This window comes from Tolumonas auensis DSM 9187 (assembly GCF_000023065.1).
Classification (GTDB): Bacteria; Pseudomonadota; Gammaproteobacteria; order Enterobacterales; family Aeromonadaceae; genus Tolumonas; species Tolumonas auensis.
Genome location: NC_012691.1, coordinates 836,652 through 849,683 on the forward strand (window position 1 = coordinate 836,652; position 13,032 = coordinate 849,683).

At 50.4% G+C, this 13,032-nt stretch carries 13 protein-coding genes; 6 read left to right on the forward strand and 7 right to left on the reverse strand.

Annotated features, from left to right (window positions below; translation table 11 throughout):
• Positions 1 to 12: 12 nt before the first annotated feature.
• The 5 genes from TOLA_RS03930 (at position 13) to purF (ending at position 6,248) form a co-directional block, all read left to right on the forward strand.
• Positions 13 to 825 carry an NAD-dependent epimerase/dehydratase family protein gene (locus tag TOLA_RS03930; protein ID WP_012728993.1) on the forward strand — a complete coding sequence of 271 codons (813 nt, stop codon included), beginning with the start codon at positions 13 to 15 and terminating at the stop codon, positions 823 to 825.
• Positions 822 to 1,670, forward strand: a complete 849-nt coding sequence (locus TOLA_RS03935) for an endonuclease/exonuclease/phosphatase family protein (RefSeq protein ID WP_083757724.1) — start codon at positions 822 to 824, stop codon at positions 1,668 to 1,670. The genes TOLA_RS03930 and TOLA_RS03935 overlap by 4 nt, the downstream gene beginning before the upstream one ends.
• 112 nt (positions 1,671 to 1,782) lie before the next feature.
• On the forward strand, positions 1,783 to 4,080 hold the full coding sequence (locus TOLA_RS03940) for a YgiQ family radical SAM protein (protein ID WP_041609678.1): 2,298 nt from the start codon (positions 1,783 to 1,785) through the stop codon (positions 4,078 to 4,080).
• A gap of 134 nt (positions 4,081 to 4,214) precedes the next feature.
• Positions 4,215 to 4,697 (forward strand): CvpA family protein, encoded by a 483-nt coding sequence (locus TOLA_RS03945; RefSeq protein WP_012728996.1) that lies wholly within the window; start codon positions 4,215 to 4,217, stop codon positions 4,695 to 4,697.
• 27 nt (positions 4,698 to 4,724) lie between these two features.
• Entirely contained in the window at positions 4,725 to 6,248 is a 1,524-nt protein-coding gene (gene purF / locus TOLA_RS03950) for an amidophosphoribosyltransferase (protein ID WP_012728997.1), read from the forward strand.
• 36 nt (positions 6,249 to 6,284) lie between these two features.
• Here the strand turns inward: purF and cowN are convergent, their stop codons facing one another.
• The 4 genes from cowN to TOLA_RS03970 form a co-directional block, all read right to left on the reverse strand.
• Positions 6,285 to 6,602 (reverse strand): N(2)-fixation sustaining protein CowN, encoded by a 318-nt coding sequence (gene cowN, locus TOLA_RS03955; protein ID WP_012728998.1) that lies wholly within the window; start codon positions 6,600 to 6,602, stop codon positions 6,285 to 6,287.
• 163 nt (positions 6,603 to 6,765) lie between these two features.
• On the reverse strand, positions 6,766 to 7,545 hold the full coding sequence (locus TOLA_RS03960) for a ZIP family metal transporter (RefSeq protein WP_012728999.1): 780 nt from the start codon (positions 7,543 to 7,545) through the stop codon (positions 6,766 to 6,768).
• Positions 7,546 to 7,597: 52 nt separating this feature from the next.
• The gene (locus TOLA_RS03965; RefSeq protein WP_012729000.1) at positions 7,598 to 8,074 is read right to left on the reverse strand and encodes a Dps family protein; all 477 of its coding nucleotides are present in this window, start codon (positions 8,072 to 8,074) and stop codon (positions 7,598 to 7,600) included.
• A gap of 204 nt (positions 8,075 to 8,278) precedes the next feature.
• Positions 8,279 to 8,686: a phosphate-starvation-inducible protein PsiE gene (locus TOLA_RS03970; protein WP_012729001.1), complete on the reverse strand. Its 408-nt coding sequence runs from the start codon at positions 8,684 to 8,686 to the stop codon at positions 8,279 to 8,281.
• A gap of 172 nt (positions 8,687 to 8,858) precedes the next feature.
• On the opposite strand from TOLA_RS03970, the gene gntR reads away from it, so the two are divergent.
• On the forward strand, positions 8,859 to 9,860 hold the full coding sequence (gene gntR, locus TOLA_RS03975; protein WP_012729002.1) for a gluconate operon transcriptional repressor GntR: 1,002 nt from the start codon (positions 8,859 to 8,861) through the stop codon (positions 9,858 to 9,860).
• Between the two features lie 184 nt (positions 9,861 to 10,044).
• On the opposite strand, the gene TOLA_RS03980 is transcribed toward gntR, so the two are convergent.
• From TOLA_RS03980 to TOLA_RS03990, 3 genes are read right to left on the reverse strand one after another with little or no spacing between them, the layout of a single operon-like run.
• Positions 10,045 to 10,692, reverse strand: coding sequence for a bifunctional 4-hydroxy-2-oxoglutarate aldolase/2-dehydro-3-deoxy-phosphogluconate aldolase (locus TOLA_RS03980; RefSeq protein WP_012729003.1), 648 nt, complete (start codon positions 10,690 to 10,692; stop codon positions 10,045 to 10,047).
• Positions 10,693 to 10,710: 18 nt separating this feature from the next.
• Positions 10,711 to 12,519, reverse strand: a complete 1,809-nt coding sequence (edd, locus tag TOLA_RS03985) for a phosphogluconate dehydratase (protein ID WP_012729004.1) — start codon at positions 12,517 to 12,519, stop codon at positions 10,711 to 10,713.
• Positions 12,507 to 13,031: a gluconokinase gene (locus TOLA_RS03990; RefSeq protein ID WP_012729005.1), complete on the reverse strand. Its 525-nt coding sequence runs from the start codon at positions 13,029 to 13,031 to the stop codon at positions 12,507 to 12,509. The genes edd and TOLA_RS03990 overlap by 13 nt, the downstream gene beginning before the upstream one ends.
• Between the last annotated feature and the right edge of the window lies 1 nt (position 13,032).

The window sequence follows — 13,032 nt, forward strand, 5'->3', positions numbered from 1 at the left end:
TCCGGAGCCGGCATGACGACGAACGATATTTCGATTATTGGTCTCGGCTGGCTGGGGTGGCCTCTGGCAAAACACCTGGTGGCTAATGGTTATCAGGTGACCGGTTCTGTCACGACAGCAGCGAAACAACAGCAGCTGATCACAGAGATGCCGGCCATTGATGTGCAATGCTGGCAGGCCGGAGAGCAGGCGCAACTACCGGCGTCATTACTCGCGCCGGTTATGATCATTACCATTCCGCCGGGGAAGCTCAGTCATTACTTTGCGGCACTGCAGATGCTGATTTCTCAGGCCCGGCAAGGTGGTGTCAACCATCTGATTTATATCAGTTCGACATCGGTGTATGGCGGAACGGGGCGCTGTGACGAGTTTTCACCGCTGATGCCGGAAACAGCGCAGGCAGCAACACTGATACAGGTTGAACAACTGGTGCAGAGCGCGGGTTTTCCCTGCTGGCATATTCTGCGGCCATCCGGATTATTTGGCCCGGGTCGTTATCCCGGACGTTTTCTTAGCGGTAAAACACTGGAGAGTGGTGGCCGGGTGGTTAATCTGGTCCATCAATGTGATGTGATTGGCGCCATCATGGCATTACTGACTCATCCCCGCAGTGACATCTTTAATCTGGCGGCGCCTGATCATCCTGCCCGGGCGGTGTTTTATAACCTGGCCTGTCAGTTGGCCGGGTTACCTTTGCCACTGTTCAGTGATATGAGTGATGATGGCAAGCAGATTGATGCCGGCAAAATTGAATCAGTACCGGGTTATCAATATCAGGTTCGTGATCTTCTACAGTGGTTGCAACAAACAACAGCAGGTGAATGATGAGATTCCTTACTTTCTTTAGCGTCATTACGGCTGTGTTATTAAGCGGATGTCTGGAGATCCCGCCGCAGGAAACTCTGTCGACCAATGAAGGAACCCGGCTGGTGGATCATTGTCCGGAGGTGGTACCGGCAATCCGGCAGCAGGGAGGGGATTTAAAAACAACCTTCCGTATCACCAGCTGGAATATGAATAAATTCCAGCGTGCTGGCTGGCAGCAGGAACTGAATGCGTGGGCAAAGCGCAGTGATCTGTTGTTGCTTCAGGAAGCAATGGAACGGCCCGCGCTGCATCAGCTGCTGCAACAATCACATTTTAACTGGCTGCAGTTACAGGCGTTCCGGCTGGAAGGCGAGGCGACCGGTGTGGTGAATGCTGCACCGGCAGCGGCGTTATATAATTGCTCCTTGCGGGAACCTGAACCCGTCAGCCGGCTCCCGAAATCCACGCTGCTGACGCTCTATCCACTGGATGGCAGCAGTTATCCTTTGCTGGTGGTTAATGTTCACGGCGTTAATTTTGAACTGGGAATGGCAGCTTATCGTCGTCAGATGACACGTTTATTCCACCTGGCAAAACGTTATCCGGGACCCACGGTTCTGGCGGGGGATTTTGCGGCCTGGGGTAATAAGCGGAGTCATTATTTGTTACAGCTGGCGCAACAGAGTGGTTTTGACGAAGTGATCCCTGCGCCTGATGTACGGCTGCGGGTACTTTCTGAGCCGGTAGATCATATTTTTTACCGCAAACTGAATTTACAACAGAGCGAAAGCAAGAGCACACACAGCTCTGACCATAATCCGCTGTGGGCCGAATTTTCTGTAGTGAAAAATCCGGTTCGCTGATGCGTTCATAATATCCATCTGCCTGGTATGGTTAAAAAATAACCATCGCCAAGGCAGGCCACACGGGCTATAATCCGCCGCCATTTTTATCAGTGATGTAATACATACTATGATCCAACCAGAAACCTTACTGTTTGATTATCCGAAATATTGGGCTGAATGTTTTGGGCCTGCGCCCTTTCTGCCGATGTCCCGCAGTGAGATGGATCAACTTGGATGGGATAGTTGTGACATCATTATTATCTGTGGTGATGCGTATGTGGATCATCCGAGTTTCGGTATGGCGATCGTCGGCCGTTTTCTGGAAGCGCAGGGTTTCCGTGTCGGTCTGATCTGTCAGCCGGACTGGAACAACAAAAACGATTTCATGAAGCTGGGTAAACCGAACCTGTTTTTCGGCGTGAGTGCCGGCAACATGGATTCGATGATCAACCGCTACACCGCAGATAAAAAATTACGCCACGATGATGCTTATACCCCGAATAATGAAGGCGGGAAGCGTCCGGATCGTGCCACGCTGGTTTATTCTCAGCGTTGTAAAGAAGCCTATAAAGATGTGCCGGTCGTACTCGGGGGGATTGAAGCCTCACTGCGTCGTATCGGCCATTACGATTACTGGTCGGAAACTATCCGCCGCTCGGTGCTGGTGGATGCGAAAGCCGACATTCTGGTATTCGGTAACGGGGAACGTCCGCTGACTGAAATTGCGCATCGCTTTGCCCGTGGTGAAACTATTGCAGAAATGCAGGATATCCGTGGTACAGCGGTGATGCGCAAAGGTCCTCTTCCGGGCTGGAAAGGCGTAGATTCATCCCGTCTGGATCAGATTGGTCATATTGATCCGATCCCGAATCCATATATGGAAGGTGCGCCCTGCGCGACAGATGCTACTGCCGAGCCTGAAACACCGAAAGCGGTGGTCGTGCAGCCAGCGAAACCAAAGCCATGGGAAAAGACCTATGTGCTGTTGCCTTCCTATGAAAAAGTGAAAGCTGACCGGGTGCTGTATGCACACACGTCACGTATTTTACATCATGAAACGAATCCGGGTTGTGCCCGTGCGCTGGTGCAGCAGCACGGCGATAAGACCGTATGGGTGAATCCGCCCGCACTGCCATTGAGCACCGAAGAGATGGACTGGGTCTTTGCCTTGCCATTCCAGCGTGTGCCGCATCCAGCCTATAAAGGCGCGAAGATTCCCGCCTACGACATGATCAAAACCTCGGTTAACATCATGCGCGGTTGCTTTGGCGGCTGTTCTTTCTGTTCGATTACCGAACATGAAGGTCGTCAGATCCAGAGTCGTTCGCATGAGTCGATCCTGACTGAGATTGAAGAGATCCGCGATAAAGTGCCCGGTTTTACTGGTGTCATTTCCGATCTGGGTGGCCCGACCGCGAATATGTATAAACTGCGCTGTAAGAGTCCGCGTGCAGAGGAAACCTGTCGCCGTGCCTCTTGCGTGTTCCCGAGTATTTGCCCGCATATGGATACTGACCATACGCCAACCATTGAGTTGTACCGTAAGGCACGTGATCTGAAAGGTATCAAGAAGATCCTGATTGCATCCGGTGTGCGTTACGATCTGGCGGTGCAGGATCCGCGTTATGTGCGTGAATTGGTGAAACACCATGTCGGTGGTTATCTGAAGATTGCTCCGGAACATACCGAAGAAGGCCCGTTATCCAAGATGATGAAGCCGGGTATGGGCAGCTATTACAAATTTAAAGAGCTGTTTGATAAGTACTCGAAAGAGGCAGGAAAAGAGCAGTTTCTGATCCCGTATTTTATTTCTGCACATCCGGGCACCACCGATGAAGACATGGTGAATCTGGCGCTGTGGCTGAAACAAAATAACTTCCGTCTGGATCAGGTACAGAACTTCTATCCGTCGCCGCTGGCGAATGCGACAACCATGTATTACACCGAACTGGATCCGTTGCATAAGGTGGATTACAAGTCGGAAAAAATGTTCGTCGCTAAAGGTGAGATCCGTCGCCGTTTCCACAAAGCGGTGCTGCGTTATCACGATCCGGCCAACTGGCCGAAATTGCGCGAAGCGTTTCTGGAGCGCGGCTGGGGACACCTGATTGGTAAAGGTCCTGGCTGTCTGGTGCCGGAAGAGAGCAAAACACCGAGCAGACAGCGTAAAGTCGCAACGATGCAGAAAACCGGACAGATCGCGTTAACCCGGCATTTACCGATGGAACAGCAAAAGCGTTCACCGGCAGAAGGCGGAAAGGCCAGGAGTGCGGCGGGTAAGGCACGTCCGGCATCGAATAAAAAACCGGTGCTGGCAAAACCGGACGCCGGAAAACCAGCACATGGCAAACCGTCGGCGAACGGGAAATCTGCTGCAGCCCGGCCTTCGGCTAAACGTCCGCAAACCGGTGGATCACGTACCCGTTAAGGGGCGTCATCTCCCAAACAGGCATTCCTCATGTTGAGGGATGCCTGTCGTCGTGAACAGCCCGTTTTTTTGCAAGCAATGCTATGGCCTCTCTGTTAAAATGCGCGCCAGTTTAGTGGATACTGGGAGTTCATGTGGTCTGGATTGATTATGCAATTCTGGCGGTGATTGGTTTGTCATCCCTGATCAGTCTGATCCGTGGTTTCGTCAAAGAAGCCCTTTCTCTCGTCACCTGGTTTGCCGCATTCTTTGTCGCCAGCCGTTTTTTTGGTGATCTGGCCGTATTCTTCACTTCCGTTTCCGATAGCATGGTTCGTAATGGCATGGCGATAGCCGTGTTGTTTGTTGCAACGCTGGTCGTTGGTGCCATTGTTAACTATGTCGTCAGTGTCTTGGTGAACAAAACCGGTTTATCCGGAACAGATCGGGTTTTAGGTGTCTGTTTCGGTGCAATTCGTGGCGTATTGATTGTTAGTGCGTTGCTGTTTTTTATGGATACTTTCACCAGTGCACACGATGCAATCTGGTGGAAACAATCCATACTTATTCCAGAATTTGGTGTAGTGGTGAACTGGTTCTTTGAGTTCATGAAACACTCATCAAGTTTTATTAAGTGATTATTGGCATTTCGAGGAAGAAAAGAGATGTGTGGTATTGTCGGCATTGTTGGCACAGGTCCTGTCAACCAGGCCTTATATGATTCACTGACGGTGTTACAACACCGCGGGCAGGACGCCGCAGGGATCGTGACTATCAGTGATAACACGTTCAAGCAGCGTAAAGCCAATGGTCTTGTGAAAGATGTGTTCGAGACACGTCACATGCAACGTCTGAAAGGCAATATCGGTATCGGTCATGTGCGCTATCCGACTGCCGGCAGTTCCAGTGCCGCGGAAGCACAACCGTTTTATGTTAACTCCCCGTTCGGTATTGCACTGGCTCACAACGGTAACCTGACCAACGCTAAAGAACTGCGTGATCTGCAAACCAGACAAACCCGCCGTCATATCAATACCACTTCTGACTCCGAAGTTCTGCTGAATACATTCGCTTATGAACTGGATAAAACAGAAGGAACGGATCTCTCTGCTGATGAGATTTTCGCAGCAGTAAGCCGCGTTCATGCACAGATCCGTGGTGCGTATGCGGTGGTTGCGGTCATTATTGGTCATGGTCTGCTGGCATTCCGCGATCCGAATGGTATTCGTCCGCTGGTTTTAGGTCGTCGTAAAGCAGAAGATCGCGCTGATCGCTATGAGTACATGGTAGCTTCAGAAAGTGTTGCTCTGGATGTACAGGGTTTTGAAATCCTGCGTGATGTGGCACCGGGTGAAGCGGTATATATCTCTTCTGCGGGTGAATTGTTTACTCAGCAATGCGCTACAGCCAATCACTGCCCATGTATCTTCGAATACGTTTATTTTGCCCGTCCTGACTCGTTCATCGACAAAGTGTCTGTCTATGCTGCACGTGTGCATATGGGACAGAAACTGGGTGCTAAAATTGCCCGTCAGTGGAAAGATCTGGATATCGATGTGGTTATTCCGATCCCGGAAACATCCTGTGATATCGCACTGGAAATTGCGCAGATCCTGAATAAGCCATACCGTCAGGGTTTTGTGAAAAACCGCTATATCGGCCGTACCTTTATTATGCCGGGTCAGACCCAGCGTAAGAAATCAGTACGTAACAAGCTGAATGCGATCTCTTCTGAATTCAAGGGTAAACGCGTTCTGCTGGTGGATGACTCTATCGTTCGTGGTACCACGTCTGCTCAGATCGTAGATATGGCGCGTGAAGCGGGTGCCGAGAAAGTTTACTTCGCCTCAGCAGCACCGGAAATTCGTTTCCCGAACGTCTACGGTATCGATATGCCAGTAGCCAGCGAACTGATTGCTTATGGTCGCGAAGTTGATGAAATCTGTCAGCTGATCCGTGCCGATGGCCTGATTTTCCAGGATCTGAACGATCTTGAAGCGGCTGTTCGTGAATGTAACCCGGAAATCAAACAATTTGAAACCTCCGTATTTAATGGCAAATACATTACCGGCGATATCAATGATGATTACCTGGCGTTCCTGAATAACCTGCGGAATGACGATGCCAAAGCCGATCGGGAGTGGAGTGAAGCCACCGCCGATTTAGAGCTGTATAACGGCGAAAATTGATGAGTAAACAGAGCCCCGTAAAGGGGCTCTGTTATTTCAGCAACACTCTATTTCGACAACATCCAGCAGTGCCAGCGCTTCACTGTCTTCATATAATTCAAACAATTCCCGGATCTGATTCAGATTGCTGTGGATTAGAAACAGATCATCCGGTTTCGGACCATTCCCGCCTTCTGCCTTTTTCCTGAAATAGTCCCAGAACTTATTGGTCTTTTGTGGATCATCGATATGTTTATGGATATAAGACATTAAGATGCGCGCATTGCCATCACAATCAATGCCATCAAAAGTAATATACCGATCTGTAGTGATATCGGATGGTGTCGCTTTTTTCTGTTTACAACTGCAAGGCATAGGTCATTCCTCTGATGAATGGGAAAGGAATTGCCAGCGGATGATATGTGAATTGTCGCATCTCAGTAAAAATGCAGTAAAAGTAACAATTCAAATATAACAAAGAGAGGCTGGCACATGATTACACCGGGTTATTGCGTAATTTGTGCCAGTTAAAACTGCGTTAGCCGAGAGAGGCATCCAGTATCATCATCACGATAAATCCGGCAATCAGAGAGAACGTCGCCAAATGTTCATAACCCCGCCGATGAGTCTCCGGAATAATTTCATGGCTGATAACAAACAGCATGGCTCCCGCTGCCAGTCCGAGCATACAGGGCAGCATGGCAACTGAAACGATCCCTAATGATGCACCAATTAATCCGCCAATCGGTTCAACCATACCGGTTAATGCCGCAATAACAAACGCGGACAGCCGGCTATGATTGATTGACAGCAGAGAAGCCGCTACGGCTAATCCTTCCGGGATATTTTGTAAACCGATACCGGTTGCCAGCGTGATCGCATTTGCCGGGTCACTGCCTGCAAACGCAACGCCTACCGCCATACCTTCCGGAAAGTTATGCAGTGTGATAGCCATGATAAACAGCCAGATTTTCCGGATTTTTGTTTTCATCTGATTATCGTTGCCGATAATAAAATGTTCATGCGGCAGATGCTGATGTAAAAACCACAGGCCAACAGCCCCGAGCAATATACCGCTACTCACCAGCAATACAGCGGGAAACCGGGACTGGAGCAGTGCTTCAGCATGTTCCAGTGCCGGCAATAACAGCGAGAAAAAAGTGGCAGCCAACATGATCCCGGCTGCGACACTCAGTAATGCATCTTCCAGTCTGGCGGAGAGTTGGCGGAAGATAAAAACGCCACCGGCGCCGGCAGCAGTACCGATCCCGCCGGCGATAAAACTGGCCAGTAATCCGGCCCAGATAGCTTGATTCATTCATACTCCTGTTGAATCGGTTTATTCAGGCCGTTTACGTTTTTCTTACCTGTTATTCCAGCAAGCTGCGCAGCATCCACGCTGTTTTTTCATGCAGCTGGATTCGCTGGGTCAGCAGATCAGCAGAGGCTTCGTCACCGGCTTTTTCAATTAACGGGAACAGGGAACGGGCGGTGCGTACGACAGCTTCCTGGCCAGCTACCAGATTTTTAATCATATCCTGAGCTTTAGGCACATGGTTGTCTTCCGGGATCACCGTCAGTTTGGCAAATTCCTGGTAGGTCCCCGGAGCAAAAACACCCAGCGCACGGATACGTTCTGCGATTAAATCAACAGCCAGTGACAGTTCGGTATACTGGGTTTCAAACATCAGATGCAATGTATTGAACATTGGACCGGTAACGTTCCAGTGGTAGTAATGCGTTTTCAGATAAAGCGTGTAGCTGTCAGCCAGAAAGCGGGCGAGGCCGGCCGCAATCTCCAGACGATCATTTTCAGCAATACCAATATTAATAGGTTGATGTGGCATGATGTGCTCCTTGGTTGCATTTGATTTTTCAAATCATTTATAGGTTATAGCCTTTGCTATGTATACATAGTAGGCAGAAACCAGCAGCATATCCAATTGATAACACGGAATCTTTTAATAGGAATAACCTATCAATAGACAGGTTAATTGCGGTAACCGACAGAAAGAATATTGGCGGTTACCGCAACGGAAGATCGTTCAGTGTCAGGAGTTTTTATCTTTGCCATCAGATTCGTAAGGAAACTTCAAATGGCCATAACGTATCACCAGAACGGTGACCGCCATCAGGAAAGCACTGGCAGAGACACCAACCAGTTGCCAGGCATCCATCGATTTCATATCCAGAATCAGATAACGCGCCAGAGCGACAATCGCGATATAGAGTGGGATCCGGATCGGCATTTTTCCTGATTCCAGATACATCGACACCATTGCCAGTACTTCCAGATAGATGAACATCAGTAACAAGTCAGCCAGCGCGACTTTTTGCAGACTGATCATCGATAATACTTCTGTGCCGATAGCGAAAATACTGGCGATGGCAATGATTACCAGTCCGATATCCTGCATCCACTCCAGTGCTGTTTTGATCAGATTATTTATTGGTCGCATATTATGTTCCGGCCGTTGTTTGTGCTTTGGATCACAATATAACCACAATAAGCTTATGTTGTTAATGTTTTGTAACAAAAAAACAACCTGTGGATGATTTATTTGAATCCCGTGGTAGCAAACACCGGAATTTGCTATGTTACTGTAACATTGAAATGCCGGATTGAAGAGAATGAGCCAGAAACACCGCCGTCCCACGTTACAGGATGTTGCTGATCGCGTAGGTATTACCAAAATGACGGTAAGCCGCTATTTAAAGGATCCTGCATTGGTTTCTGCTGCCGCGCAGGAAAAAATTGCTGCTGCGCTGGATGAACTGGGCTACATACCTAACCGTGCTCCGGATCTGCTGTCGAATGCGAAAAGCAAAGCCATCGGCGTATTACTGCCTTCATTGACTAACCAGGTATTTGCCGAAGTGATCCGTGGTGTTGAAGCGATAACAGAGCCTGCGGGCTATCAGACTATGCTGGCGCATTATGGTTACAGCTCGGAAGTTGAACAGGAGCGCATTGCCTCTCTGCTTTCTTACCATGTCGATGGGTTGATCCTTTCTGAAAGTTATCATTCAGAACGTACGCTGCGCATGATCCAGACGGCGGGTATTCCGGTGGTGGAAATCATGGATTCGCGTTCCCCGGTGATTGAACAAGCTGTTGGCTTTGATAACGCGGCGGCCAGTTATGCGATGACCGAATTGATGCTGCAGAAAGGTTATCGCCGGATTGTCTATTTCGGCGCGCGGATGGACGTGCGGACCAGACTGAAGATGGAGGGGTATGCCGCAGCAATGCAGGCGCATGGGCTGGAACCGCTCAGTATGGCAACAGATGCCGCATCTTCATTTTCACTGGGTGCCAGATTACTGTTGGATGCGCGGGCTCGTTATCCGGATATGGACGGTATTATCTGTACTAACGATGACCTGGCGGTTGGCGCTATTTTTGAATGTCAGCGGCAGGGGATTGCGATCCCGGAAGAGATAGGTATTGCAGGTTTCCATGGTCATGATATCGGTCAGGCAATGGTGCCGAAACTGGCGAGTGTGATCACACCGCGTGAAGCGATGGGACGCGTTGCGGCGGAACAATTATTAGCGCGGATTAATGGTGCTGAATTAACCGAGCCGGTTATTGATTTGGGGTTTGAGTTGTCGGCGGGGCAGAGTATTTAGTTTTTTGTTTAAAGCCAGCTGTAGGTAATAAAACACGGACACGCTGGCTGGTTTTAGCGCTCGCTATAAAGAAGATTGCCGGGAGTAAATTAGCAGACCGTCGGCGGCATGGATGCCGCCGTCGAGCGTCCAGGGATGGATTCACCGCGTGTCTGCGTTTTACTTCCGGCAGTCTTTGGCCTAATTAGCCTTGTAAGCCTTTAATCAGCGCTACCGCTTCAGCAGACAGCTTGGTGATTTCATCCCAATTACCGGCTTTTACTTTGTCAGCAGGGATCATCCAGGAACCACCTACAGTCGCGACACATTTCAGTGCCAGATAAGCAGCTACGTTTTTCGGACTGACACCGCCAGTCGGGCAGAATTTGATCTGCGGCAACGGAGCGGAGATCGCGGCTAACGCTGGTGCGCCGCCGTTGGCTTCTGCCGGGAAGAATTTCAGATGGGTGTAACCCATATCCAGAGCTGTCATGATTTCTGATGGTGTGCTCACACCCGGAATCAGTGGCACAGCATTTGCGGCGGCATGAGCCAGCAGTTTGTCGGTAAAGCCCGGAGAAATGATGAATTGCGCGCCTGCCGCAACCGCCTGATCATATTGTTCCGGGTTCAGAATAGTACCTGCACCTACCAGTGCTTCCGGCATCGCTTCGCGAATAGCGCGGATGGCATCCAGTGCCGCGGCAGTACGCAGTGTGATTTCAAATACATTAATACCACCCGCTGACAATGCTTTTGCCATTGGCACTGCATCGGCAACATTATCAATGACCATGACCGGTACGACCGGTGATGCGGCGAATACGGTAGCAGGAGAAAGTGTCCAGTTCATGTTGAAGTCATCCTTTCATTAAAAATCGTTATCAGAAAATAAAATTGAAGCACCTTGTTCCGCACTGGTAACCACATGACGGAAGGCACCAAACAGTTCACGGCCCAGGCCATAGTGCTGTGCTGTCAGATTGGCTTTAGCCAGCGGACGCGGACGAACATCATCAAGTACATGCAGTGTGCCGTTAGTGGCATCAAGACGGATACGGTCTCCTGTCTGCAGTTGTGCCAGCGGGCCGCCTTTTGCTGCTTCCGGAGTGATATGGATAGCAGCAGGGATCTTGCCGGATGCGCCGGATAAACGGCCGTCAGTGACCAGCGCCACTTTATGACCGGCTTTTTGCAGATTACCCAGTATCGGCATCAGTTTATGCAGTTCCGGCATTCCGTTTGCTGCCGGGCCGTTAAAGCGTACGACGATGATGGCATCACGGTTCAGTTCACCCGCTTTATAGGCTTTTTCGACATCATGCTGAGAGTCGAAGACCACAGCGTCTGCTTCGATGTAGTGATACTGTTCTGCGACCGCACTGACTTTAATGACACAGCGACCCAGGTTGCCGGAAAGCACTTTCAGGCCACCAGTCTGATTGAAGACCGCTTCGCTGTCGGATAACACTGCCGGATCTTTCGACTCGGTGACGGGGTGCCAGCTTAGCTTGTCATTATCAAGTAGCGGATGTTGCAGATAGTCCTGCATATTGCCAGTCAGCGGGGTAGCATCCATATGCAGCAGACCACGATTAGCCAGACCACGTAACAACAGCGGTACACCGCCAGCCTGGTGGAAGGCGTTAATATCAGCCGGGCCGTTCGGATACACTTTCGCCAGCAAAGGTACGGCATCGGACAGATCGCGGAAATCATCCCACGTCAGAATCAGACCAGCGGCACGGGCGACAGCGACCATGTGCATGGTATGGTTGGTACTGCCACCGGAAGCCAGCAGTGCAACCAGACCATTCACCAGTGATTTTTCATCCACCAGCTGATACAGCGGACGATAGTTGGTTGAGCCGGAAACCAGACTTGGCAGCAGCGCGGCTACTTCATTGGTCAGTGCATGCCGTAATTCAGAGTCCGGTGACACAAACGCAGAACCCGGCAGCATCAGCCCCATTGCTTCAAACACTAGCTGATTGGTGTTGGCGGTACCGTAGAAAGTACAGGTACCCGGGCTGTGATAAGCCTGATTTTCCATTTCCAGCAGTGCGTCTTTACCTAATTCGCCGGCTGCGTATTTCTGACGGATCCGCACTTTCTCATCATTACTGATACCCGTGCTCATCGGTCCGGCTGGTACAAATGCGGTTGGCAGATGTCCGAAAGAGAGCGCGCCAATCAGCTGACCGGGTGCGATTTTGTCACAGATCCCCAGCAGCAGTGTTGCATCAAACGCATTGTGGCTCAGGGAAACAGCCGTGGACTGTGCAATCACATCACGGGAAAACAGCGACAGATCCATACCGGCCTGACCCTGTGTGACGCCATCACACATGGCCGGAACGCCACCGGCGACCTGCGCACTGTGACCTTCTGCCGCCAGCACTGCTTTTATTTGATCAGGATATTGCTGATAAGGCTGATGGGCACTCAGCATATCGTTATAAGCAGTAACGATAGCGACGTTGACGCGGGTCATGTCCATCAGTGTGTTTTTCTGAGCATGTGAGCAGGCTGCCAGCACATGCGCCAGATTGCCACAGGCCAGAGTGCCGCGTGGCCGTCCGGCTGCGGCTTGTGCCTGCATACGTGCGACATAGTCTGCACGTAAGGCAGCGCTACGTTCGCGAATGCGTTCTGTTACCTGCTGAATCACTGGGTGCATGTTAATTCCCCTTGTAATGCGGCCACGCAACGGTTGACCACAGTGGTTAAATCGCCATCAATACTGACGTGTAAGACATCTGGTTCTGTCTCGTCCGGCATTTCCAGCGCTTCAAACTGGCTTTTTAGTAAGCCGGTGGGCATAAAATGACCTGCGCGGGCTTTCATGCGGGCTTCAATCAACTCATAGCTGCCATGAAGGTAAATGAAACGCATGGTCGGATTACCTTCACGCAGACGATCGCGATAACGGCGTTTCAGTGCTGAACAGACAATGATGCCGGTTTCGTTTTTGTGGCACAGGCTATAAGCCGCATCACTAAGACGTTCCAGCCATGGTGCCCGGTCGTCATCATTCAGCGGTGAACCGCCAGCCATCTTTTGTATATTGGCGCGGGGATGCAGATCGTCACCATCAATAAACTTGGCGTTTAATGCTCTACTCAAAGCGGCGCCTACAGATGATTTACCGCAACCAGATACTCCCATCAGGATGATGCTATGTCCTGCCATA

Excerpts from the sequence above, each read along its gene's own strand:
- TOLA_RS03930 (WP_012728993.1), top strand. The coding sequence starts at position 13 with ATGACGACGAACGATATTTCGATTATTGGTCTCGGCTGGCTGGGGTGG.
- TOLA_RS03935 (WP_083757724.1), top strand. The coding sequence starts at position 822 with ATGATGAGATTCCTTACTTTCTTTAGCGTCATTACGGCTGTGTTATTA.
- purF (WP_012728997.1), top strand. The coding sequence starts at position 4,725 with ATGTGTGGTATTGTCGGCATTGTTGGCACAGGTCCTGTCAACCAGGCC.
- cowN (WP_012728998.1), bottom strand. The coding sequence starts at position 6,602 with ATGCCTTGCAGTTGTAAACAGAAAAAAGCGACACCATCCGATATCACT.
- TOLA_RS03960 (WP_012728999.1), bottom strand. The coding sequence starts at position 7,545 with ATGAATCAAGCTATCTGGGCCGGATTACTGGCCAGTTTTATCGCCGGC.
- TOLA_RS03965 (WP_012729000.1), bottom strand. The coding sequence starts at position 8,074 with ATGCCACATCAACCTATTAATATTGGTATTGCTGAAAATGATCGTCTG.
- TOLA_RS03970 (WP_012729001.1), bottom strand. The coding sequence starts at position 8,686 with ATGCGACCAATAAATAATCTGATCAAAACAGCACTGGAGTGGATGCAG.
- gntR (WP_012729002.1), top strand. The coding sequence starts at position 8,859 with ATGAGCCAGAAACACCGCCGTCCCACGTTACAGGATGTTGCTGATCGC.
- TOLA_RS03980 (WP_012729003.1), bottom strand. The coding sequence starts at position 10,692 with ATGAACTGGACACTTTCTCCTGCTACCGTATTCGCCGCATCACCGGTC.
- edd (WP_012729004.1), bottom strand. The coding sequence starts at position 12,519 with ATGCACCCAGTGATTCAGCAGGTAACAGAACGCATTCGCGAACGTAGC.
- TOLA_RS03990 (WP_012729005.1), bottom strand. The coding sequence starts at position 13,031 with ATGGCAGGACATAGCATCATCCTGATGGGAGTATCTGGTTGCGGTAAA.